Origin of the sequence: Rothia sp. P13129 (assembly GCF_048512865.1) — a bacterium.
Taxonomy (GTDB): domain Bacteria; phylum Actinomycetota; class Actinomycetes; order Actinomycetales; family Micrococcaceae; genus Rothia.
Genome location: NZ_JBLXYA010000002.1, coordinates 86,183 through 109,912, shown reverse-complemented (window position 1 = coordinate 109,912; position 23,730 = coordinate 86,183). Strand labels below are relative to the sequence as shown.

The following is a 23,730-nucleotide window of genomic DNA, read 5'->3' as shown; positions in this document are numbered from 1 at the left end:
AAAGTTTTCAGCCAATGAGAAAAAGTAGATTTGAAACTATCTCGTAAAGATTTCTCACCCGTATATTGACACCTTTATATAATCTGTCATGAAACACCATAGAGAATAGTGGTGATTTTTTTCATAAAAATTATTGCACTTTATCTCTACTCAAACACCAGCGTGTCGCAAAGTAAAAGGACGCAAGCACTTATCCACGCGGACCAAGAAGCCCTAAACGAGCAACACTCTCGCGCTCTAAAAATAATTCATCGATAGAACGACGCACATACTCTCTCGAGAACTCATCTTCTAACAATCCCGGAACAATCTGCCATTACCCTCGAGAACACAACACAGGAAAAGAACAACAAGACACTAACTACACATCAATTTGGTCATCAGATAATTTATGGGCACTGTTAATAATAAATTCCTTGCGAGGAGCAACCTCTGAACCCATCAACAAAGAGAAAGCCTGCTCAGCAGCTTGCGCATCTTCAATGCGAATACGACGCAACATTCTATGGCGAGGATCCATCGTCGTCTCCGCGAGCTGGTCAGCATCCATCTCACCCAACCCTTTATATCGTTGAATCGGCTCTTTATAGTTCTTTCCTTCATCTTCTAAACGGCGCAAAAGTTCTTCTAACTCACGTTCAGAATACGTATAAATCATCTCGTTAGCCCGTCCACGATGGATGACTTCAACTCGATGCAAGGGAGGCACCGCAGCATAGACTCGACCGGCTTCAACCATAGGGCGCATATAACGATAGAACAAGGTCAAAAGCAAAGTACGAATATGTGCGCCGTCAACGTCAGCATCCGTCATCATCACAACCTTGCCGTAGCGGATACTTTCGACGTCAAAGGTTCGACCAGAGCCTGCACCAAGAACCTGAATAATTGCGGCACATTCAGCATTAGCTAACATGTCCGTCAGTGAAGCTTTCTGAACGTTCAGAATCTTTCCGCGAATCGGCAAAAGAGCCTGATAACTTGACGAACGAGCCAGACGCGCTGTTCCTAGAGCAGAGTCTCCCTCAACAATAAAAAGTTCAGAACGAGCGACATCGTGAGAACGACAATCCACAAGTTTCGCGGGCATAGAACTGGTTTCTAAAGCATTTTTTCGCCGCTGAGTCTCTTTATGAACTCGCGCTGAGATACGTGATTTCATCTCAGCCACAACTTTTTCGCTTAAGGAATGAGCTTGCTGTTTATCAGCACGAGCTGTCGCTTTAAGTTTCTGGGCTAGTTGAGTACTCACAATTTTCGAGACAATCTGACGTACCGCAGAGGTACCAAGAATCTCTTTTGTTTGTCCTTCAAATTGCGGTTCCGCTAAACGAACAGTGAGTACCGCTGTTAGTCCAGCAAGAATATCGTCTTTTTCAAACTTATCTTGAGCACCAACTTTATATTTTCTGGCATTATCACTCAGATGTTTTCTAAAGGTCTTCAAAAGCCCTTGTTCAAAGCCTGTGAGGTGAGTGCCGCCTTTAGGGGTAGAAATAATGTTAACGAAAGAACGAACAGTTGTGTCATATCCAATCCCCCACCGCAGGGCAATATCAACTTCACATTCACGTTCCACTTCTTGAAGCTGAGAATGCCCTTCTTCATCCAGAACAGGAACAGTTTCAGTAAAGGTGTCACGCCCTTGAAAACGCCAAATATCTGTCACAGATGAATCATGCCCAAGATACTCAACAAATTCAGAGATACCGCCATCATGGTGGAACACTTCTTCGTAGGTGTCGTGTTCGCCTGGAGTGCCAGCTAGCCGACGTTCATCACGAATGGCGATGCGTAGACCCGGAATGAGAAATGAGGTTTGGCGAGCACGCTGAGCAAGTTCCTGATAACTGAACTTTGCATCTGATGTAAAAATCTGTGGATCAGCCCAGTAGCGTACGCGGGTTCCGGTCACACCTCGTTTAGCCTTGCCGATAACAACTAAGGAATCGTTTTCTTTTTGTGAAGGGGTAAAAGAGGCTTGTGGTGTTGGTGTTCGCCCGTCTTTAAACACTCCAGGGATGCCGTGACGGAAACTCATTTGGTAGGTTTTCCCACCACGGTCTACTTGCACATCTAACCGGCTTGATAAAGCATTAACAACGGAAGCGCCGACACCGTGCAGACCACCAGAGGCAGCATAGGAACCTCCACCGAATTTTCCACCAGCATGAAGTTTGGTGTACACCACTTCCACACCGCTCAGTCCGGTGCGAGGCTCGATATCGGTCGGGACACCTCGCCCGTCGTCACGAACTTCTACTGAGCCATCACGGTACAGAACAATGTCGATGGATTGCCCGTATCCGGCAAGAGCTTCGTCTACAGAGTTATCAATAATTTCCCAGAGGCAATGCATTAAACCACGAGAATCGGTTGAACCGATATACATACCGGGGCGTTTACGTACGGCTTCGAGCCCTTCGAGGACGGAAAGGTTTCGAGCGGTATATGAAGAGGTTGCCACGGTGTTCTCCCTAGTTGAGCAGAGTGGTTACTAACCTACCTATTTTAGGTTCTTTATTCTATCTATGCACCTCAAATTTTTTGGGTGTTTCAACGCTATTTGTTCTTTTCTTCAGAGACGCTAAAAGCCGGTGGCCATCTATCTATGAGATAGCCACCGGCTTTTCTCTCAATGAGTTCAAGAGATTTTAGGTGTTCAATGTTGAGGTACTCGATGTTTTAGGACTCTAATATGTTGCTAAAATCCTCGTCATCGTCTTCTTAGTCGAGGTAGTCTCGTAGTACCTGAGAACGTGATGGGTGACGAAGTTTAGACATCGTCTTAGACTCAATCTGGCGGATACGTTCACGGGTTACACCATAAACTTTACCGATTTCATCGAGAGTTTTAGGTTGCCCATCTGTCATACCAAAGCGCATGGCAACTACTCCTGCCTCACGTTCAGACAAAGTGTCTAAGACAGAATGAAGCTGTTCTTGCAATAGTGTAAAGGACACTGCATCAGCAGGTACAACGGCCTCTGAATCTTCAATCAAATCGCCAAACTCTGAGTCTCCGTCCTCACCCAAAGGCGTGTGCAAGGAGATAGGTTCACGTCCGTACTTCTGTACTTCAATAACCTTCTCTGGAGCCATATCGAGTTCTTCACCTAGCTGTTCAGGGGTAGGTTCGTGACCTAAATCCTGAAGCATCTGACGCTGCACACGAGCCAATTTGTTAATGACTTCAACCATGTGCACAGGAATACGAATGGTGCGCGCTTGGTCAGCCATTGCACGGGTAATTGCCTGGCGAATCCACCATGTTGCGTATGTTGAGAATTTAAAACCTTTAGAATAATCAAACTTTTCAACAGCACGGATTAGACCGAGGTTTCCTTCTTGAATCAAGTCCAAGAACAGCATTCCTCGTCCGGTGTAACGTTTCGCTAGAGATACGACCAAACGTAGGTTTGCTTCAAGAAGGTGGTTTTTGGCACGACGTCCGTCGTGGATGACCCAACGAAGTTCTTTTTTAAGCTCACGGTCCATTTGTGGGTTTTCTTTGAGCTTATGTTCTGCGTAAAGTCCAGCTTCAATACGCATCGCAAGGTCTACTTCTTGCTCAGCGTTCAGAAGAGATACTTTACCAATTTGTTTGAGATAATCTTTGACGGGGTCAGCGGTTGCGCCGGGTGCGATAACGCGCTGGGCAGGGGCGTCGTCTTCATCATTTGACGTAAGAACAAAGCCGTTACGTTTAGCAGCAGTTTCTTCGGTCTGCTTCTTTTCTTCTTTTTTGGCGTTCTCTTCATCATCGACGTCCTCATCGAGGTCATCGGTGTCTAAAATTTCATCGCTGACGTCGATGTCGAGTTCTTCGGCTTCGATGTCTTCGTCGAGAATTTCGTCTTCTTCGTTCGCAGCTTTTTTAGAAGTTGCTTTGGTTTTGGTGCTCTTTGTAGTAGAAGTTTTCTTAGTTTTGCGCTGAGCTTTAGGTTGAGTGCCTTCAGTTTCTTCTACAGCAGTAGCTTCGTTAGGTTCTTGAGCAGCCTTAGCAGTTTTAGCGGTTGTTTTAGTCCGAGTAGTTTTTTTCTTTTGAGCAGTAGCGGTTTGTGTAGCGTTTTCTTCCGCTTCATCAACCTTCTTACGTGCAGCAGGTGACACAGAGTACCTTTCTATTTGACAGACTACAGACAGTGGGGGTGTCTTGTAGTCAAAACACCTAAGACCCTGTCAAGTCTGCTTATCACGATAAGCATCATCAGACGAGGGTTCTACCATAGATAACAATGGTCATCTGTAGATTATTCCAACTCGTTGATACTGTCTTATCGCAGACTCGTACGGGGTCAGTAATAGAGTATGTCAGATATTTACGGCTCCTTGCGGTAGGTTATCGGTGTGGCGTTGATTCTGTTTTTCATAATTCGCACCACATAAACTCAGATTTCAGCTCTATTGTCAAGAGTTTTTAACGTTCTTTTAAAATTCTCCGCCTAGCCACGGTGGAAGTTGTTCTATATTTTTGAGAAAAAGTTCTTCCGTGGGAAGTTGTTCCTGCACTTTTCGAAGATATTCACGAGCCTTAGTGCCTTGTCCAATAGCCCAACTCCCCCATGCCAAAAGAACGTAAGCTCGCGCAGTGTCAGGTTTTTCATATGCGCGAAGAATCAGAGCACATAAAATCTCCATGGCAGCAATTCTCTGGGGGTCAGGTTTTATACGATGTTTCCCTAGGAGTACTGACGCAAATTTCTCAAGTGAAAGATTAAGCATATCTCTATCTTGTTGTTGAGATTTTTTAGTCTTTTGTTTCATCATTCTTTTAGCCTGCCTCAGATATTGTTCGTACCCAAGTGGGCAAAGAATCTCATGCGTCGGATAGTTCTTATATGCGCTGGATAATTTCTGGTACAAAGAAGATGTTTCGTCTATGCCTAGAGCTACGGTATATATAACAGATTGTGCGCTAAGTTCAGACGTTAATGTTGCCCCAAGAAAAGCAATAAGGTGTGGGTCTAGTATTTTTCGTATGGCATCAGCAAACTCTGCTGAGTCTGTTCGCTGATATTGGTTTATTGTTTCTATTACGTGGATAAGGGCGTGGTTCCACAAAATATTCTCATAGTATTTTTGAGTTAAAAAATCTTGTGCATAGGCGCTATCTGGCGTTTTAATGTGTTGGAGGTATTCCTTCAGCCATAACACCATTTCTTCCTCCCACCAGTTCTTAGACTCTACATCACGGCTTTTCTCTAGCGAAGGTAAATAGTGTTTCTGTGCTTCTAGCTCACAGGGCGCAACACAAGAACCAGCAAGTAGCAAGTTAAGGTAGACATCGGTTCGTTGCACCTCATCGATGAATCCGCTCAACATCATTTCGTGGGTATCTCGATGAGCTCTCCAATACGAAACTTCTCCAATATATAAGACGTCAAGGAGCGTCTTTTGATGCACCGATGCAACCTCTATACCGACGTGTTGCCAGTAGGCACACAGCGCAGATGCTAATCGATCAGTTTCAATCTCTTCGATACAAGGAGGTTGGTTAAGATTATTTTCTAGTTGTCTTCTACGAGTGGGTGTGTTCGGCCCAAAAACGGCAAGTAAAAAATACGGTAGCTTATCCTCGGTTATGGGTTTTTCGGAAAGCGTCTGAACAAAATGGGTTATCAATGCTATCGATTCTTGGCGAGAACATTCTTGCCTGCTATCGATACGTACTAAAGGCCCGAGCGTTGTGTCAGCAAGAACGAGAACAACGGAGTCTTCAGGCCAATAACCTAGTTGGTGCACGATGTACGACACGGCATGAGCAGGTGAGCCAGGGTGAGGTGCTAAGGATTCGAAAAAATAAGGGTGATGTGAAGATGCCATATCTCCACTGTGCATGAGGATTATGGCTAAAAGTACTGGGTATCAGAAAACTGTGGATAAGACGTGACGAATGAAAGAGGGCAATACCCCAGCTCCTGCAATCATCGAGAAAAGCTACTTGTATTTTTAGGTTAAGGAGAGACTTCATAGGTCTCCAGCAATTAAGTAGGCTCTCATCAGAGTTGTTAGTTCATGATGTCGATAGGTATCGACATCATGAACTACGTTTTATCATCATGAGGTTCTCGGCGAATCAGGTTTATCAGCATTCGATGAGTCAGAAGAAGAGCTTTCCCCTAATTCTTCAAGATATTTTTCAATTTCTTGACCTATCGTCTCGCGATTAAGTAAAGAATCATTTTCCTGAACATCTAGCTCCAGCATGTTGAGAGGATAATGCTTCATATACCTGTCATACTCTTCTTCAAATTTTTTAATAAGGAAGGCAATTTCCTGGTTGTCTTTGAACATCTCGTTAATACTTTTTTGAGCTTGTCCTGAAGCCACCACCATTTTTTCAAGAGGTAGAGACAATTTCGAGACCAACGTAATGTGTTCCAATGCCCGTAATACAGCTTGCGGTAAAAAGTTGTCTCCTAGGTATCGTGGCACATGCACATTAAATTTCACTGTTTTAATGTTCTGACGAGCAAGCATATATTCTAAGAAATCAGTATGTGACTGATGCATCTCAAAAACATGGTTGACGGTACGCAGAGGGGCAACAACTTCCTCATAGGAGCCACGAATCGTCACGACGATAGGGCGAGTATGAGGAAAGGACATCGCGTACCCAGACACAAGCATGACATAAGAGCTTTTAACTTGACGGATGATACGCAGTATAGCTTGGACAAATCGTTGCCACTGATAGTCAGGTTCAGCACCGGCAAGAAGCAAAAATGGCTGTTTGAGGTGATCTTCCATGAGGTACAAGTTCACCTCAGGTAGAGACATCTCGTCAAAGAGGCCTTTACGGAATAAAGAGTGCAAGCTTCGTTCTCTGTAGCGGCATAGCTGGTCAAAATCGAATTCAGCGAGCTTAATATGTTCTAGTTCTTTGCGTAACACGTCGGCTACCCCATAGGCGGTTCCGCCAATATCATGTGGAGGCTCTAGAGACACCAGCAGAGGAAGCCCTTGAATACGCGGATGGCTGAGCATCCCAGATTGTTCCTCATATAAGTCTTCTGGATTGAGCATATTCCCTCCCTCATTTTCTCGTACCGTTATGCTCTTGAGTTCTTGAAACACTCTAGTATATCTACACGTTCAAGAAGGCTGAACCTGTTCTGTATTAGAGCATGTCTTAAGTTAGTGTAATCAGAGAAATCGGCAAACTCTCTGTTTCTTCTCTGTTGTATTAGTTCAAACAGCTGTCTTCTGGTCATGGTGCAAGATAGTATGAGATACAACTCTTATCTATCTCGCCTTTGATTATGTCTCTATAAACGGTAGGAACATTATCGACTTAAAGATCTTTAAGAGTCCAAACACTACCATCTATCTTGATGAGGAGAATAATGTCTGATTCATCCGATCTTACTTTTTCAGTCGCTTCCCCCGACCTTGAAGCTATTGAGGCTCAGATTCTTGTCCTAGGAGTTTATTCTTCTACAGAAGGTCCAGTTCTTGAGCGCGGTCCTTTGGGCGAAGAAACAGCGCAGGGGCTTGAAGCAGTTCTTGAGGATCTGGGAGTAACCGGTGCTGCAGATCAATTACATCGTTTACCTGGTGTCGATGAGACCAATGCTGATGTTCTTGCATTAATCGGTCTAGGAGCACGTCAGGAAGATACTCAAGCACATATTGATGCGTTACGTTACGCCACAGGTTCTGCTATCCGCCAGCTTGCAGGATTCTCAGATGTTGCTCTTGCTCTACCAGCACAGAATGTTGCTGAGGTAGCTGCTATCGCTGAAGGTGCTGCGCTGGGTGCTTTTAGCGATCCACAGTTGCGAGTTCGCACTGCAGATTCTGTTAAGACTGCGGTCGAGAATATCACCATTGTGACCGAAGTAGAATCTGATGCAGCTTCTGATGTTCTCACTCGTGCACTGATTCTTGGTCAAGCGGTGGATTCTACACGTCGTTTGGTGAATACACCCCCATCTTCCCTTTACCCTGAAACGTTTGCTCAGAAAGCTACAGAACGTGTTGCTGACCTCAAAGAGGTAACAGTTAAAGTTTTTGATGAACAAGAACTCAAAGATGGCGGTTTTGGCGGCATTGCAGGCGTAGGACAGGGCTCCGCACGACCTCCACGTATGGTCGAGGTAAAGTACGCTCCCGAAGGCGCTCAAAAACACGTTGCTTTAGTTGGCAAAGGCATCACTTTTGACTCTGGTGGAAACTCCATCAAGCCAGGCAATGCAATGATGACCATGAAAAGCGATATGGCTGGTGCAGCAACCGTACTGAATGTTGTTGCAGCTGCTGCTGAACTTGAACTGCCTGTAGCTGTTACAGCAATTTTGTGCTTGGCAGAGAACATGCCCGGTGGTACAGCTATCCGCCCTGAAGATGTTTTGACGATGCGTGACGGGCAAACTGTTGAGGTTCTCAATACTGACGCAGAGGGACGTCTTGTCATGGCTGATGGTTTAGCATACGCTTCTGAGTCAGCACCTGATGTTCTTATTGATGTTGCAACACTTACGGGAGCTCAACTCGTTGCTCTAGGTGCTCGTTATGCGGCAGTTATGGGCGATGAGAAGGTTCGTGAAGATATTGTTCAGGCTTCACGTCAGGCAGGAGAAACCTTCTGGCCTATGCCTTTACCAGAACATCTTCGCGCAAGCTTGAACTCTCCCGTTGCTGATTTGAAGAATATCGGTGGCCGTTATGGTGGAATGCTAAGCGCTGGGTTGTTCCTCAAAGAGTTTGTTGGCTCTGTTGATGAACAGCAGATTCCTTGGGCACACCTTGATATCGCTGGTCCTTCTTTTAATGAGGAATCTCCTTATGGATTTACCCCTAAGGAAGGCACTGGCATGTCGGTTGCAACACTTTTGACGTTTGTGGAGTCTCTAGTTTCCTAACGTCGTTAAGATAGGTTCAAAGGCGAGGGTCGGGCTTTTTGCACACGCAAAAAGCCCGACTTTGTTAATACATAGAACTTTTTGGGGTGTTTTTAAACGTGACCTCTACCCCAGTGTGATGTGTTCTTCCTAAAACATGTGTAACACTTTCACCTTTGTACACTCCACACATCTGAGTTGCGGTACGGTAGAGAGGAGAGTTCATAGGCTATCTGCGCTCTTTCTGAGAACTTTGTAAGAGAGCAGACTTTTAGGTCGATGAACCGAAACCTTAAGCAAAATGGATTTATTCCAATCTACGCAAGGGAGCGCAAAAGTGCCCGATACGGCAACAGCTCAAGAATTTGATATTCTCATCCTCGGTGGCGGAAGCGCTGGTTATTCAGCAGCTCTTCGCGCAGTTCAGCTAGGATTCACCGTTGGTCTTATCGAGAAAGAAAAACTCGGTGGCACCTGTCTTCACACCGGTTGCATTCCGACCAAAGCGTATTTGCACGCAGCGGAATTAGCTGAGGAATCTCGTGAAGCATCCAAATACGGCGTTAACGCAACCGTGGAATCCATTGATATGGGTAAAGTTCGCGATTACAAAGACGGCATCGTTGCAGGAAAGTTCAAGGGACTTTCTGGTCTTTTGAAGATGAAAAAAGTCACCGTTATTTCTGGTGAAGGTAAACTGACCGCTACCGATACCATCACTGTTGATGGAACTGCTTATAAGGGCAAGCACATCATCTTGGCTTCTGGTTCTGTATCAAAGACTTTTGGCTTAGAGATTCGTGACCGAGTTCTTACCTCCACCGAAGCACTTCAGATGGATTACCTGCCCAAGAGCGCTATCGTTCTTGGTGGCGGCGTCATTGGTTCTGAGTTTGCGTCTATGTGGAACTCCATGGGCGTTGAGGTTACTATCATCGAGGGTCTACCTCACCTCGTACCTAACGAAGATCCTTCCATCATTAAAGTTCTTGAACGTGAGTTCAAGAAGCGTGGCATCAAGTTTAACACCGGAACTCTTTTTGAGAAGGTTGAACAGGATGCTAACGGCGCTAAAGTTACTTTGGCTGACGGAAAAGTCTTTGAAGCAGATATCGTTCTTGTCGCTGTTGGTCGTGGCCCCAACACTGCTGGTTTCGGTTATGAAGAGCAGGGGCTTACCATGGACCGCGGTTTTGTTATCACTAACGAGCGTCTACACACTGGTGTTGGCAATATCTACGCTATTGGTGATATTGTTCCTGGCGTTCAGTTGGCACACCGTGGCTACCAGCAGGGTCGTTTCGTTGCAGAAGAAATTGCTGGTTTGAACCCTCAGATTGTTGAGGATGTTAACATCCCTAAGGTTACTTTCTGCGAACCTGAAATCGCTTCTGTCGGCTATTCTCAGCCTAAGGCTGAAGAAAAGTTCGGTGCTGAAAATATCGAAACTACTGAATACAACTTGGCTGGTAACGGTAAGTCAGCGATTTTGGGTACTGGCGGCATCGTTAAGGTTGTCCGCCAGAAAGATGGCCCTATCGTCGGTGTTCATGCTATTGGTAAGCGCATGGGCGAGCAAATCGGCGAAGCTCAGATGTGGGTTGTTTGGGAAGCTTTCCCTGAGGATGTAGCACAGTTCATTCACGCACATCCAACTCAGAATGAGTCTCTTGGCGAAGCTGCTATGGCACTTGCTGGGGCTCCCCTACACGGCTAATACTTCTCAGTATTTTGTGTTGGCGTATCAGCTAAGGTTGTTACGCCTTCACCTCCACTTTTTTATAATTTCCGAATTCACAAGGAGAACGGGAAGATATGTCCCACACAGTAGAACTGCCCGCATTGGGCGAATCCGTAACCGAGGGTACCGTTACCCGCTGGCTCGTTGAAGTTGGCGATACCGTAGCCGTTGATGATCCCCTTCTCGAAGTTTCTACCGACAAGGTAGATACTGAGGTTCCTTCACCGGTAGCTGGCGTTGTAGAGCAGATTCTTGTTGAAGAAGATGCTGACGTTGAAGTTGGCGCTCCTCTCATCGTGATTGGCGATGGTTCTGGTGTTGCCGCTCCTGCTGCGCCTGCAGCTGCCGCAGAAGAATCTGCTCCTGTTGCTCAGCAGGAAGAAGCTCCTGCTGTACCGGCTGAGCCAGCTGCTACTGGTTCTGCAGAAGGACAGGAAGTTGTTCTTCCTGCACTTGGTGAGTCTGTTTCTTCTGGTACGGTCACTCGTTGGCTCAAAGAAGTAGGCGAGACCGTTGAAGTTGATGAACCACTTCTCGAAGTTTCTACCGATAAGGTTGATACCGAAGTACCTTCCCCTGCTGCAGGTACTCTTCTAGAAATCCGTGTTGAAGAGGACGAAGAAGCTGAGGTTGGTCAGGTTCTTGCTGTTATCGGTAGCGCGTCTAGCGCACCTGCTGCACCAGCTTCTGCACCAGCTTCTGCACCAGCTGAGCCAGCGGCTGAAGCTCCTACAGCTGCTCCTGCTGCTCCTGCTGCTCCTGCTGCTCCTGCTGCTCCTGCTGCTCCTGCGGCGCCTACTGCTGAAGCTCCTACTACTGCACAGGGCGAAGTATACGTCACTCCACTTGTTCGCAAGTTGGCAAAGCAAGAGGGCATTGACCTTTCAACTATTAAGGGCACTGGCGTTGGCGGACGTATCCGTAAGCAGGATATTCAGGCAGCAGTAGAGGCAAAGAAGTCCTCCGCTCCTGCTGCACCTGTTGCTCCTGCTGCACCGGCTCCTGTTGCTGCGACTGCCAGCCCAGCTACCGAACAAAAGAGCGCTTCTGCACCTAAGGTCTCCTCAAAGCGTGGAACAACTGAAAAAGCTCCTCGTATCCGCCAGACCATCGCAAAGCGTATGGTGGAGTCTTTGGCAACTTCTGCTCAGCTCACTCAGGTCGCTGAGGTTGATTTGACTCGTCTTGTTGCTCTTCGCAACAAAGCAAAAGATGGGTTTGCTGCACGTGAAGGTGCTAAGCTCACCTTCTTGCCGTTCTTCACTAAGGCAGTTACTGAGGCTCTTCAGCAGTTCCCTCAGTTCAACGCTTCTATGTCTGAAGACCTCAAGGAAATTACCTACCACAACACTGAGAACATCGGTATTGCTGCAGATACTCCTAAGGGTCTGCTTGTTCCTGTTATTCAGGACGCAGGCAACTTGAACGTAGCTGGCTTGGCAAAGAAGATTGGTGATGTTGCTTCTCGCGCACGTACCGGTCAGATTAACCCTGAAGAACTTTCTGGCTCCACTTTCACCATTTCCAACATTGGTAATACCGGCGGTGTATTCTTCACTCCGATTATTAACCAGCCTAATGTTGCTATTTTGGGTATTGGTGCAACAGTTAAGCGTCCTGCAGTGATTCAAGATGCAGAGGGTAACGATGTCATTGCTATCCGTAGCATGGCTTACCTCTCCTTGACCTATGATCACCGCGTCATTGATGGCGCAGACGCGGGCCGTTTCCTCCACTTCTTGCAGACTCGCCTCGAGGGTGCTGCATTTGAAGCTGAGGTCGGTCTCTAAAAACTAGCGATAGTTTTTATGATTTAGGGTAAAACCTGAGTTATGAGTCGGTGGGTATGAGCCACACACATTGTGTGGTTCATACCCACCATTGTTTATCTGCGTGTTTTTGAGCACTGAACAGAGTTTTACTGTCAATGTGTCTGCAAAATATTTGTTTGTTCCGTAGACTAGAGACATGAGTACGGTCATTGCATTCTTAGTTTTCTTACACATCGTCGGAGCAGCATTAGTCTTTGGAATTTGGGTAGCACATTTTAAACAGGCAATCGTCCTGCCCGGACAATTTCATGCAGCTCTTCTCCAGCTAGCAACAGGTTTTGCCCTGTACTTTATTCAGATGTCCCAGCACGCAGAGTTAAACCATATGAAAATTGGCATCAAAATTCTCTTGGCAATCGTTATCTGCGTAGCCGCTTTTGTGGGCCAACGTCAATATAAAGCAGCACGAGCTGCTGGCACGCTTGAAAAAGCACGCAATATCCCCTTAGCTCACGCTGTTGGTGGACTTGCCCTCATCAATATCGCGCTAGCAACGCTCTGGCACTAAAAATATTTCTACACACAGGTTAGAACGCGCTGTGAGTATCGATGAATAATTCGATGCTCACAGCGCGTTCTTTTATTCTCCATTCAGCGGGAGAGCATCATAGATTTTCCACGTTGTATCATCTGGTAGAAGAGTAAAACGCACTGTTTGTTGCACATGTTCACCCACCGTTTTAATCCCATACCGCTGTTTCTCTTCATCTGTTAAAAGTTTTGCACTGTGAGCAGAAGACACAATATCGGCTTGGACTTCTATACGATTGCTCTCCCCCTGAACCTGCTGTATGTGAGTTAGTTTCACACTTTGTTCTCCAAGTTCTCGCTGAGTATCGCGTTCATGTAAAGCCATATCAGCTAAATATTGTGGAGAGTCCTTCACGGCATATGTATTGACCAATGGATGATTTTGAGAAAAAGATTCCTGACGTTTGTGCAAGAGTTCATCTAAGAGCTCAGCAAGCTCTTCTCCTTCAGGTGGGTCGGGATAAATAGAAGGTGAAGAGTCCTGCTGCGCAGAAGGAGCATCACTATGTTGTGGCAAACTCACCGTTCTTTTATCCTCAGAAGAAGGAGTAGTATGAGTCTTTTCTTGGTGCGGTTCGGCTAAGGGTAATCCAGAGAGCCCACTCACCCCATACATCATCGTTATGATGAATGTGCCGAAGACGGCGACTGCTCCCCATAGAATTTTACGTTGTGACAACAACTGAACAAGGCGTGTTATTTTGCCGGATAAAAACTTTTTCATTCGATGGGATGGTACATCTTGGTTAAGGTCAAGGGCTGAGGGAACCTCTATACTCTTTCGCCCAAAGAATCGCTGAAAAGAAGTTTTCTGTTCAGGGGTAGGCGGGTTCCAAGGGTGCTCAGCAGGTAAGGTTCCATGTGTTTGAGGATGTGCACTAGCGAAAAGATTCACTGGACGAGGAACGAACTCATGTGCCAGTAGGCGATAGATTTCGTGAAGTTGAGGCATCTGTTCACTGTGATCGATAGCGGCTTCTAGACAATACATCAGCTCTTTATTCATCGTCGGATAGAGGAAATGTAGAGGTGTTCGATCACTGGCATTTGCAGGCTCCTCCCCTGTCAAACATCGCCAAATAATAGAGGCAAGAGCTGAAGTATCGTGACGAATATACTCTTCAATAACTGTTTTGGTTGCGCCACGTAACTCTCGTTCTGGAGCATATAGTTTCAGCTTTCCGTTACTGGTAAAACCAATATTTCGAGGGTTTAACGCACGGTATGCCATCTGCTGTTCATGGAGCCAACGTAAACCACGGCAAAGTTGTTCAACCATGCCTGTCACTTCTTCTGGCGTAATTTTTCCTTTTTCACTTAAAAGGTTCTCGAGAGTTCCTGCGTCTGTTTGTTCATACCAGATATATTCGTTGTCTCCTGCCGAGGAAATAGCAAAAACAGTTGCTACGTCTTCGTGGGTAGGTAAAGAACATAGTCTTTCAGCAGGGCGCATTTCAGCTGGGGAGATGTTGAAAATCTCTTCGAGGGCATAATTTCCTTCTGGGATAGAGAGTGGATTATGCCCTTCTTCAGGAAGGTAACTTACCGCCCATAAACTTCGCTGTTGTGTTGCCCCGAGGGAGTATCGGAAAGTAGCGTATTGATCAAGGGAAATGCTACGAGGGTAATTCTCTGGCTGAGTACTCATACCTCTGGTATATCTGATGAAGAATTTTTAGGGCATCAGGTATCCACAAAAGAGCGTTTCGACTAGTCATAAGGCTGTGGACAGAGATGTTATTCGAGAAATATTTCTGTCATATTCATCCAAAAAATTAGGTTATCCTTTGTCTGGTCTCGGACGAATCTCACGTTTGAGGAGTTTCCGAACAGAGAAAAACAAGGATACTGTAGAAGATATGAGCTTAGAGATTAAGCGGGTTGGTTTTGCCCCCGATTACGTAGACTATATTGAAGCACTTTCTTTACAACAGCGCATTCACGATAAAGTCTCCGCTTATGAACAACAAAATACGGTGTTGTTATTAGAACACCAACCTGTTATCACAGCTGGCAAACGCACTGAAGCACACGAATATCCCGCAGCAGATACCAGCACGCCAGTAGTCCCTATTGATAGAGGTGGAAAGCTCACCTGGCACGGCCCAGGGCAATTAGTCGGCTACCCTATCGTACGTCTGCCTGAGCCACTTGACGTTGTACGTTATGTTCGTATCTGTGAAGACATCATGATTAATGTTCTTGCACAACTAGGGATACAGGGGCAAAGAGTTCAAGGGCGCTCTGGTGTGTGGGTTCTCGGAGACGGCAATACTCCAGACCGAAAAATTGCTGCTATTGGTATACGTGTTGCTAAAAATACTACGATGCATGGCTTCGCTATTAACTGTTGCAACGATTTAGCGCCGTTTAGCCAGTTTATTCCCTGTGGAATTAGCGATGCTGGAGTGACGAGCATTAGCGAACAACTTGGCAGACGCTTTACCCCTGAAGAATTATTAGACTCTCTTGAAACTGAGCTTTTACGGTATAGCGACCAATTAGCCGAGTCTTTTGAACCGCGAGCACAATAAACATCACAGACTTCATTGCATCACACACGCAATAAATTATTAATGAATGACCCATATGGCATTAGAATTTCATCAGGTCATTGGAAGAAAAAGGAGCACTAAAGATGAGCGTAGCTACCGAGGGCCGCAAGCTATTGCGCGTGGAAGCACGTAACGCTGAAGTCCCCATCGAGAAAAAACCTCACTGGATTAAAACTAAAGCTAAAGTTGGTCCTGCCTATAAAGACATGATTAACCTCGCTCGTGGCTCTGGTTTGCATACGGTCTGCGAAGAAGCCGGCTGCCCCAATATCTACGAATGTTGGGAAGACCGCGAAGCAACATACCTCATCGGCGGTTCAGAATGTACTCGCCGCTGCGATTTCTGCCAAATTGCCACCGGAAAACCTCTAGCTTTAGACCGTACTGAACCAATTAAAGTTGCGCTATCCGTTAAAAAAATGGGGCTACGTTACACCACCGTAACCGGTGTTGCACGAGATGACCTACCCGATGGTGGCGCATGGCTCTATGCAGAAACCATCCGACAGATTCACAAAGTATCACCGGGAACAGGCGTCGAAATTCTCATCCCTGACTTTAAAGGCACACCAGAAGACGTACAGCAAGTCATCGACGCTAAACCAGAAGTCTTTGCCCATAACCTCGAGACTGTTCCACGAATTTTCCGAAAGATTCGCCCAGCATTCCGCTATGAACGATCCCTTGAAGTGATTCAACAGGGTAAAGAAGCCGGACTCATCACCAAATCGAACCTCATTCTTGGAATGGGCGAAACCGAAGAAGAAATCTACGAAGCCCTTTGCGACCTCTACGATTATGGGTGCGACACTATTACCTTGACACAATACCTACGACCAGGTCCGCTCTTCCACCCCATTGATCGTTGGGTCAAGCCCCAAGAGTTCCTCAAATACTCTGCCATGGCAGAAGAAATCGGTTTCGCTGGAGTTATGGCAGGGCCTATGGTTCGTTCATCTTACCGTGCAGGACGACTCTGGGCACGTGCTATGAAACATCACGGTTACCCTATTCCTCCTGAACTCGCTCACATTGATGACGACGGCGGAGCAATGCAAGAGGCTTCTGCTCTAGTAGCTGCAGGATACTAAGAGAAAACTTATGTCAGTGGCACGTTTTGCTCTGCATATTTTCTTTTTCCAACATCGTCTTAGCCGATACGTCATATAGAATAAATATTTGTACGCTCTCAGCCTGCGTGGTTGGGTGCCCCAGCACATCACCTTAAGCGAAGGACGCACAGTGACTTCATCACGCGACGAAAAGCGCGCACAACAAGAAAAGAAGAAAAAGAATAAAGGTCCTGGCATGTTTGCTCAGATGAAGCAGGTCTATGCTATGACACGCACCTCTGAGCCTCGTATTGGCTGGATTCTTTTCTTCTGGGCAGCAGCTGTTCTTATTGCCTTTGTCCTCATCGGCATCCTCCTGAAAAACTGGATTACTTGGACTATTATCGGTATTCCTTTTGCTCTTCTCGTTGCTGTTATGGTTCTGTCTCGAAAAGCAGAAAAAGCTGCCTTCGGTCAGATTGAAGGTCAGACCGGTGCCTCTGGTGCAGCATTAAATTCTCTACGTCGAGGATGGATTGTAGAACAACAGCCAGTAGCTATTAACCCTCGCACCCAAGACGTTGTATTCCGTGCGCTTGGTCGCCCTGGCATTGTTTTGGTCGCTGAAGGTTCCCCAGCTCGTGTTTCTTCACTTATTAATCAGGAGAAGAAACGCCTTAAGCGAGTGATTCCTAACGTTCCTGTTCATGTGATTCATTCTGGCAACGGTGAAGGACAAACTCCTCTGAAGAAAATTGTTCCTCAGATGAAGAAGCTTCCTAAACAGCTCACCCAGCAAGAAGTTCATGCCGTTAATAATCGGTTGTCTTCATTGCAGAATAATATGTTGCCCATTCCTAAGGGTATTGATCCAAGCCGTATGCGCCCTGACCGTCAGGCAATGCGCGGACGCTAAAAGACCAGTATTAAAAGGGTGGTTGGTGATGTATACATCACCAACCACCCTTATTTAATGTCTGTATCCTCGAAGACATTAACGGATACGTACAAGAATCATATTGCGGACTCTATCGTGAACGCCTCGAGTATCTGCATCCATCATAAAGACAGGAAGAACGAGCATTACTAAGGTAGAACGCAAGATAGCATTTTTAAGACCTACAGGATGACCGTCCACTGTTTGAACCTGCATCCCGCATAAGAAATGCCCTAAGGTATGTCCGTATAATCCGATGGTGATACTTTGATATGCCCAAACAACAAGAAGTACGAATATTTGTAGGTGTGGAACGTTCAAGAGGTATAGCACCGCCCACCACAAGTACCAGTCGATACAAAAAGCAATTATTCTTCGTCCAAAACGGGCGATAGAGCCAGGGCCTTGCTGAGGTCTTCCCATATGTTCGCCCGGGTATTTTTGATCGGTGGGTGGGCCATTAAGCCATGATCCTAAATCTTCACGTTTCATCACGGTTTAAGAGTATCTAACTTTTCACATATGGTCAGAGGAACACCCTAGAGGTGACTTACATCTCTCATTCATGTTACGAACACGAAACATAAAAGATACGTCTGAGCAAAAATATCAGAATATGGTTAACAACAACCACAGGGGATTACCTAAATTTTTACGGTCGCCTCAAAACTCATCTAAGGAGAACAACCGACCATGTTTACCAGCGCACAAGAAGTTCTAGATTTCATCAAGGATGAAGAAGTTGTATTCGTCGACATCCGCTTCTGTGATATGCCCGGCGTGCAACAGCACTTCAACCTTCCTGCTAAATCCATTGATGACGATTTCTTCGTCAACGGACAGCTCTTTGACGGATCTTCTATCCGCGGGTTCCAAGGTATCGCAGAATCTGATATGCAGCTCATCCCCGACGTCAATTCTGCTTACGTAGATCCTTTCCGCGTTGAAAAAACTCTGGTCATCACCTGCTCCATCGTCAACCCACGCACCGGCGAACCATATCACCGTGACCCTCGAGGTGTTGCTGAACGCGCTGAAGAATACCTCAAATCTACAGGTATTGCTGACACCGCGTTCTTCGCATCTGAAGCAGAATTCTTTGTCTTTGAAGACGTCCGATACGACGTCCAGCCTCAAGGCTCCTTCTACGCTGTCGACTCTGACGAAGCGCAGTGGAACACCGGACGCGTTGAAGAAGGCGGAAACCTCGGTAATAAAACCCCCACCAAAGGTGGATATTTCCCCGTATCCCCCGTTGATAAACAAGCAGACCTTCGAGACTCTATCTGTGTAGCACTCGACGAAGTCGGGCTCGAAGTAGAGCGCTCTCACCACGAAGTAGGCGGACCCGGACAGGCAGAGATTAACTACAAGTTCTCTACCCTCACCCAAGCAGCAGACGACCTTCTAAAATTCAAATACGTCGTCAAAAATACCGCTGACGCATACGGTAAGTCTGTGACTTTCATGCCTAAACCAATTTTTGGTGATAACGGTTCCGGTATGCACTGCCACCAGTCACTATGGAACAACGGAGAACCTCTCTTCTACGACGAGCGCGGCTACGCGAACCTCTCCGACACCGCACGCTGGTATATTGGCGGTCTGATTGAGCATTCCTCAGCAGTCCTTGCTTTCACGAACCCCACCGTCAACTCCTATAAGCGTCTAGTCCCCGGCTATGAAGCACCTGTTAACATGGTGTATTCACAGGGTAACCGTTCTGCCGGTATCCGTATCCCTATCACCGGAACCAACCCTAAGGCGAAACGTCTCGAGTTCCGTGCCCCTGACCCCTCCTGTAACCCATACTTCGCTTTTGCTGCTCAACTCATGGCAGGTCTAGACGGTATCCGCAACCGTATTGAACCACCTGCTCCAGTTGATAAAGACCTCTACGAGCTACCTGCAGAAGAAGCTAAAGATATCAAGAAAGCTCCTGCAAGTCTTGCTGAAGCACTTGAAGCTCTTGAAGCAGACCATGAGTTCCTACTCCAAGGTGACGTCTTCACCGAAGACCTCATCAACGCATGGATTGAGTACAAACGAACACAAGAACTTGAGCCTCTCTCTCTTGTTCCTCACCCACTTGAATTCGCCATGTACTACGGTGTCTAACACTCGTATTGCATGAGTATTGAAAGGTCCTCCTCGTTTTATTCGAGGAGGACCTTTCTCGTATTTTTACAGCACTATTCATCGCATAATTCAGTTGCTCTAGAATAAAAAGAACAATATCCTCATTTCTACCCCCCCCGTTGAGAAAGTTAAATCAGCACATGGAATCCGCCTCGAACATCACAACACCTCAATCCTTATTGCGCCCTCACGAAGTATTTCAAACTGGGCTCATGGCACAATTACTCGACGGAGTCTACGAAGGAGAGATGACAGTTGAAGAACTTCTCACACACGGAGATTTTGGCATCGGTACGTTTAACGGGCTTGACGGAGAGATGATTATCCTCGATGGGCAGTGCTACCAGATGCGTCACGACGGTTCTATCAGCCCTGCGCAAATGCACCAAAAGACACCTTTTGCGGTAGTGACTCATTTCAACCCCGTTATCAAACGAGACCTTCCCCACAACATTCTTAGACGTTCAGCAGCTCAGGTACTTGATGATTTCACCGTCTCACAAAACTACATGTACGCCATCAAAATTGTTGGTTCTTTTGAATGGGTTCGCACCAGAACCGTCATTAAACAGTCCAAACCGTACCCCAAGATGGTAGAAGCAACAGAGAACGAAGATATTGTCCAATTCGACCATTGTGAAGGAACCATTGTTGGTTTTAGGACACCAATCTACGAGCAAGGTATCGGTGTCCCTGGGTGCCACGCGCACTTTATTGAAAACAGCTATCAGGCAGGCGGGCACGTTGTCGATTTTAAGCTCAAAGAAGCCCACGTAGAGATATGCCCGGGAACCTCTCTCAAACTACAGTTACCACTCACCCCAGAGTTCTCACAAGCAAACCTGTCTCCAGAAGACCTCGCAGAGCAAATATCTAAAGCTGAAAAACACAGCTCATAAAAGAGGAATCTTCTAGAGCTGGCGAAAATCAGTATCGAAGAAAAGGCGTTCAAAAACTTGTCGAGCTTGCCGCGTCGTCCGTAAATAGTCTTCTTCAAGTTCACGGGTATGCCCTGCAGGGTAAGCACACCAGCGTGCGATTGCTTCTAAATCGGTGCGCATACTGGTCAACACATCAGAAGACCGTCCCGTTCGAAGCACCTGACATCCTCGAATCTTTGTTGCTAGTTTCCAGGCTTGAGCCAAAATATTTGCATCGGAGTCTTTCAAAACTCCAGCTATTCTTGCCTGTTCCAGAGCTTGCAAAGTTCCCGTCACTTGAAGAGCTGGTATTTTAGATGCACAGCAAAGCTGTATCAGTTGGATAACCCATTCCACGTCAGATAAACTACCACGGCCTAATTTGAGTTGCCGGTTTCTATCAGCGCCTTGAGGCATCCTCTCATTCTCAACACGGGCTTTGATACGTCGAATATCCATCATTTGTTGCACCGTCAGTGTTGCAGGGTAACGATACGGACGAATCAACTCCATAAACTTCTGCCCAAGTGTCTGAGAACCGGCAAAAGGACGAGCACGAAGCAACGCCTGATACTCCCATGTATCAGCCCAACGCTCGTAATATTCTCTAAACGATGCCAAAGAACGAACCATCGGCCCTGTTTTACCTTCAGGACGAAGGTTCGCATCAATATCAAGAATTTTTTCTGCTCGCAGAGGTGGTGTACAGGGCTGTTTGAGGATCTGTACCATCCGATGAATAATCTCTGTTGCTTCAGAGGCAGCAACATTTTCATCAATCCCCTCACATGGCTCATGAACGTACATCACATCCACATCTGATCCGTACCCAATCTCAAAGCCGCCATGCCGTCCCATCGCAATGATGCACACTTGAGTTTTCGGTTCTTGTTGAGTATGAGTGTAACGTTCGCGAAGAACAATGTTCAGTGCCGCTTCGACCGTTACTTGGTCAATAGTCGTTAGCGCTTGCATGGTCTGTTCGAGGTTCAAGAAATTGATGGCTTCGCCCATAGCAATACGAAGAATTTCACGGCGACGAATCATCCGCACACTTCGAATTGCGTCAGATGTGTCTTCATGTCGTATCAAGCTGTTGTGAAGAACTTCTTGCAAAGCCTCCACACTACGTGGAAGTAGATCTTCTTGATGATCTAGCCACGCGATAGATTCTGGTGCATCCTCTAGAAGATCCGCAATGAAACGTGAACTCGAGAGAATCTGGCAGACTCGTTCAGCTGCCGCCGGAGAATCTCTGAGCATCCTCAGATACCAAGGTGTTGTGCCCAAAGACTCTGATAATCGACGGAAACCTAATAATCCGGCGTCAGGGTCTACACCTTGTGCGAACCATCCTAAAAGCACTGGCATCAACGTACGTTGTATTTCAGCGCTACGTTTAATACCTTGGGTGAGAGCCTGGATATGTCGCATCGCTGTTCGTGTATCTTTATAGCCTAAAGCTCCAAGACGAGCCTGCGCTTCTTCCGGGGTTAAGGCGACTTCACTTTGAGATAAATGTGAGACAGCCGCCAGAAGAGGGCGGAAGAAAAGACGCTCATGCAAAGAACGAATGGCACGTTTAGTTTTTGTCCAGTCTTTGATGAGTCCTTGTGCTGTCTGCTCACCGATATGTTCAGGAGAAGTGATAGCTCGTGCCAGCACCCGAATATCTTCATCTTTCTCAGGCATGAGGTGTGTCCGTCGCATGTATCGTAGTTGCAGACGGTGTTCCATCAGACGAATCTTCTGATAATGTTCTTCAAAACTCTGTGCGTCAGCACGCCCGATAAAGCTTGCTTTGCTTAATGCTTGTAAAGAATCTGTGGTGGCTTGAGTTCTCACGGAGGGAGTAAAACGCCCGTGGACCAGTTGCAAAAGTTGTACGGTAAATTCAATATCGCGTAGCCCGCCAGGCCCAAGTTTAAGTTGGCGTTCCCGATGCTGTGCAGGAATATTTTCGGTCACGCGAGCGCGCATTTTTTGTACGGAGGAGACGAAGCCTTCTCTATTTGAGGATTCCCAGATGAATCCGGTAATTTTTTGCATCCATCGGTAGCCGAGGTCTGCGTTGCCTGCTATGGGGCGTGCTTTAAGGAGTGCTTGAAATTCCCAGTTTTCTGCCCATCGTTGATAATAGGAGGTATAGGAGTTGATAGTTCTGACGAGTGCTCCGTCTTTTCCTTCAGGTCTGAGGTTTGGATCAAGTTCCCAGAGGGCAGGTTCGCTTGCTGGGGACATAATAACTTTTGAGATGGTTTGAACCATTTCTGAGGCGATTCGTGAGGTGTGTTCTTCGGTAAGTTTTGTCTCAGGCGCTGGTGGGGTTTTGGTGTCGACAACGTACATGACGTCGACGTCAGAGATGTAGTTGAGTTCGCGGGCGCCGCATTTTCCCATACCGATGATGGCTAGTTGTATTTGTTGTGTGTTGTGTGTGCCCCATTTGTTGTTGGCTTCTGCGCGGGCAATAGCGAGTGCTCCGTCGAGGGCGGCAGATGCAAGGTCGGCGAGTTTTCGGCTTACCAGAGGCATAATTTTTTGGGGGTTTTCTGCGGTGAGGTCGCAGATAGCAATTTCGCAGAGGTATCGCCGGTAGAGCGTACGAAGTGTAATATACGCGTTTTTGTCGTAGTTTTCTGCGGTGGGGTTTTCGTCTTCGGGGTTGGCGCCGAGGGTGTTGAGGATAGAACGGCGGTATTGGGTGTCTAGGGGTGCTTGTGGGCAGAGGTGTTCGTGGTCTTTCTCTGGTAATAGTGTGGGTGGGCAGGGTTCTTCTAATAGGTGTTCTTGAGGGGAGGTTAAGACGTCAAGATGTTCTGGGTGTCGGAGTAGAAAATCACCAAGTGCTTCGGAGGCTCCAAGGAGTCGATATATTGCGAGAGGAGTTTGTTCTGCGTTGAGGGTTTTTTCTAGTTGTGGCGCTTTTTCGAGTAGGCGTACGAGGCTTATGAGCGCACTATCTGGTGAGGGGCTGTAGCGTAGTCCCTCAAAGAGTTTTTCTCGGTGAATGTTTTTGAGTTCGGGGGCGTCAAGCCAACGCAGACTTTTTTGGGCATCAAAGAATCCGATGGCGACCATTTGGCTAAGTTGTGCGCGGCGTTCGAGTTCTTCGATGCTCAGTGTTCCTGTTGCCGGTTGTGTCGGTGGCACGGTGTGTCCTTTCCCTGCCCGTTG

The 23,730-nt window shown here is 46.7% G+C and carries 16 protein-coding genes; 9 read left to right on the top strand and 7 right to left on the bottom strand.

Annotation, left to right across the window (positions count from 1 at the left end):
* Positions 1 to 361: 361 nt before the first annotated feature.
* The 4 genes from ACN081_RS02455 to ACN081_RS02440 form a co-directional block, all read right to left on the bottom strand.
* A complete protein-coding gene (locus ACN081_RS02455) occupies positions 362 to 2,467 on the bottom strand; it encodes a DNA gyrase/topoisomerase IV subunit B (RefSeq protein ID WP_419106848.1) in 2,106 nt (701 codons plus the stop codon).
* Between the two features lie 260 nt (positions 2,468 to 2,727).
* On the bottom strand, positions 2,728 to 4,113 hold the full coding sequence (locus ACN081_RS02450) for an RNA polymerase sigma factor (RefSeq protein WP_419106847.1): 1,386 nt from the start codon (positions 4,111 to 4,113) through the stop codon (positions 2,728 to 2,730).
* Positions 4,114 to 4,431: 318 nt separating this feature from the next.
* Positions 4,432 to 5,826 (bottom strand): hypothetical protein, encoded by a 1,395-nt coding sequence (locus ACN081_RS02445; protein WP_419106846.1) that lies wholly within the window; start codon positions 5,824 to 5,826, stop codon positions 4,432 to 4,434.
* A gap of 234 nt (positions 5,827 to 6,060) precedes the next feature.
* A complete protein-coding gene (locus ACN081_RS02440) occupies positions 6,061 to 7,029 on the bottom strand; it encodes a PAC2 family protein (RefSeq protein WP_419106845.1) in 969 nt (322 codons plus the stop codon).
* 320 nt (positions 7,030 to 7,349) lie between these two features.
* Here ACN081_RS02440 and ACN081_RS02435 point away from each other — a divergent pair, with 320 nt between their 5' ends.
* The 4 genes from ACN081_RS02435 to ACN081_RS02420 all read left to right on the top strand — a co-directional run bounded on the left by ACN081_RS02435 (position 7,350) and on the right by ACN081_RS02420 (position 12,927).
* On the top strand, positions 7,350 to 8,867 hold the full coding sequence (locus ACN081_RS02435) for a leucyl aminopeptidase (RefSeq protein ID WP_419106844.1): 1,518 nt from the start codon (positions 7,350 to 7,352) through the stop codon (positions 8,865 to 8,867).
* Positions 8,868 to 9,183: 316 nt separating this feature from the next.
* Positions 9,184 to 10,563: a dihydrolipoyl dehydrogenase gene (gene lpdA, locus ACN081_RS02430; RefSeq protein ID WP_419106331.1), complete on the top strand. Its 1,380-nt coding sequence runs from the start codon at positions 9,184 to 9,186 to the stop codon at positions 10,561 to 10,563.
* 98 nt (positions 10,564 to 10,661) lie between these two features.
* Positions 10,662 to 12,377 carry a 2-oxoglutarate dehydrogenase, E2 component, dihydrolipoamide succinyltransferase gene (gene sucB, locus ACN081_RS02425; RefSeq protein ID WP_419106843.1) on the top strand — a complete coding sequence of 572 codons (1,716 nt, stop codon included), beginning with the start codon at positions 10,662 to 10,664 and terminating at the stop codon, positions 12,375 to 12,377.
* Positions 12,378 to 12,555: 178 nt separating this feature from the next.
* Positions 12,556 to 12,927, top strand: a complete 372-nt coding sequence (locus ACN081_RS02420) for a hypothetical protein (protein ID WP_419106842.1) — start codon at positions 12,556 to 12,558, stop codon at positions 12,925 to 12,927.
* 72 nt (positions 12,928 to 12,999) lie between these two features.
* On the opposite strand, the gene ACN081_RS02415 is transcribed toward ACN081_RS02420, so the two are convergent.
* Positions 13,000 to 14,598: a protein kinase domain-containing protein gene (locus ACN081_RS02415; protein ID WP_419106841.1), complete on the bottom strand. Its 1,599-nt coding sequence runs from the start codon at positions 14,596 to 14,598 to the stop codon at positions 13,000 to 13,002.
* 211 nt (positions 14,599 to 14,809) lie between these two features.
* Between ACN081_RS02415 and lipB the strand changes: the two genes are divergently transcribed.
* The 3 genes from lipB (at position 14,810) to ACN081_RS02400 (ending at position 17,473) form a co-directional block, all read left to right on the top strand.
* Entirely contained in the window at positions 14,810 to 15,484 is a 675-nt protein-coding gene (gene lipB / locus ACN081_RS02410) for a lipoyl(octanoyl) transferase LipB (protein WP_419106840.1), read from the top strand.
* A 104-nt stretch (positions 15,485 to 15,588) separates the two neighbouring features.
* Positions 15,589 to 16,596, top strand: coding sequence for a lipoyl synthase (gene lipA, locus ACN081_RS02405; protein ID WP_419103033.1), 1,008 nt, complete (start codon positions 15,589 to 15,591; stop codon positions 16,594 to 16,596).
* 151 nt (positions 16,597 to 16,747) lie between these two features.
* Positions 16,748 to 17,473, top strand: coding sequence for a DUF4191 domain-containing protein (locus tag ACN081_RS02400; RefSeq protein ID WP_419103032.1), 726 nt, complete (start codon positions 16,748 to 16,750; stop codon positions 17,471 to 17,473).
* 78 nt (positions 17,474 to 17,551) lie between these two features.
* Here ACN081_RS02400 and ACN081_RS02395 read toward each other — a convergent pair whose 3' ends face one another.
* Positions 17,552 to 17,986, bottom strand: coding sequence for an RDD family protein (locus ACN081_RS02395; protein WP_419103097.1), 435 nt, complete (start codon positions 17,984 to 17,986; stop codon positions 17,552 to 17,554).
* A gap of 201 nt (positions 17,987 to 18,187) precedes the next feature.
* On the opposite strand from ACN081_RS02395, the gene glnA reads away from it, so the two are divergent.
* Both glnA and budA read left to right on the top strand, forming a co-directional pair.
* Positions 18,188 to 19,612, top strand: coding sequence for a type I glutamate--ammonia ligase (glnA, locus tag ACN081_RS02390; RefSeq protein ID WP_419103031.1), 1,425 nt, complete (start codon positions 18,188 to 18,190; stop codon positions 19,610 to 19,612).
* Positions 19,613 to 19,773: 161 nt separating this feature from the next.
* On the top strand, positions 19,774 to 20,532 hold the full coding sequence (gene budA, locus ACN081_RS02385; protein ID WP_419106839.1) for an acetolactate decarboxylase: 759 nt from the start codon (positions 19,774 to 19,776) through the stop codon (positions 20,530 to 20,532).
* 12 nt (positions 20,533 to 20,544) lie between these two features.
* On the opposite strand, the gene ACN081_RS02380 is transcribed toward budA, so the two are convergent.
* The gene (locus tag ACN081_RS02380; protein WP_419106838.1) at positions 20,545 to 23,706 is read right to left on the bottom strand and encodes a bifunctional [glutamine synthetase] adenylyltransferase/[glutamine synthetase]-adenylyl-L-tyrosine phosphorylase; all 3,162 of its coding nucleotides are present in this window, start codon (positions 23,704 to 23,706) and stop codon (positions 20,545 to 20,547) included.
* Positions 23,707 to 23,730 lie beyond the last annotated feature (24 nt).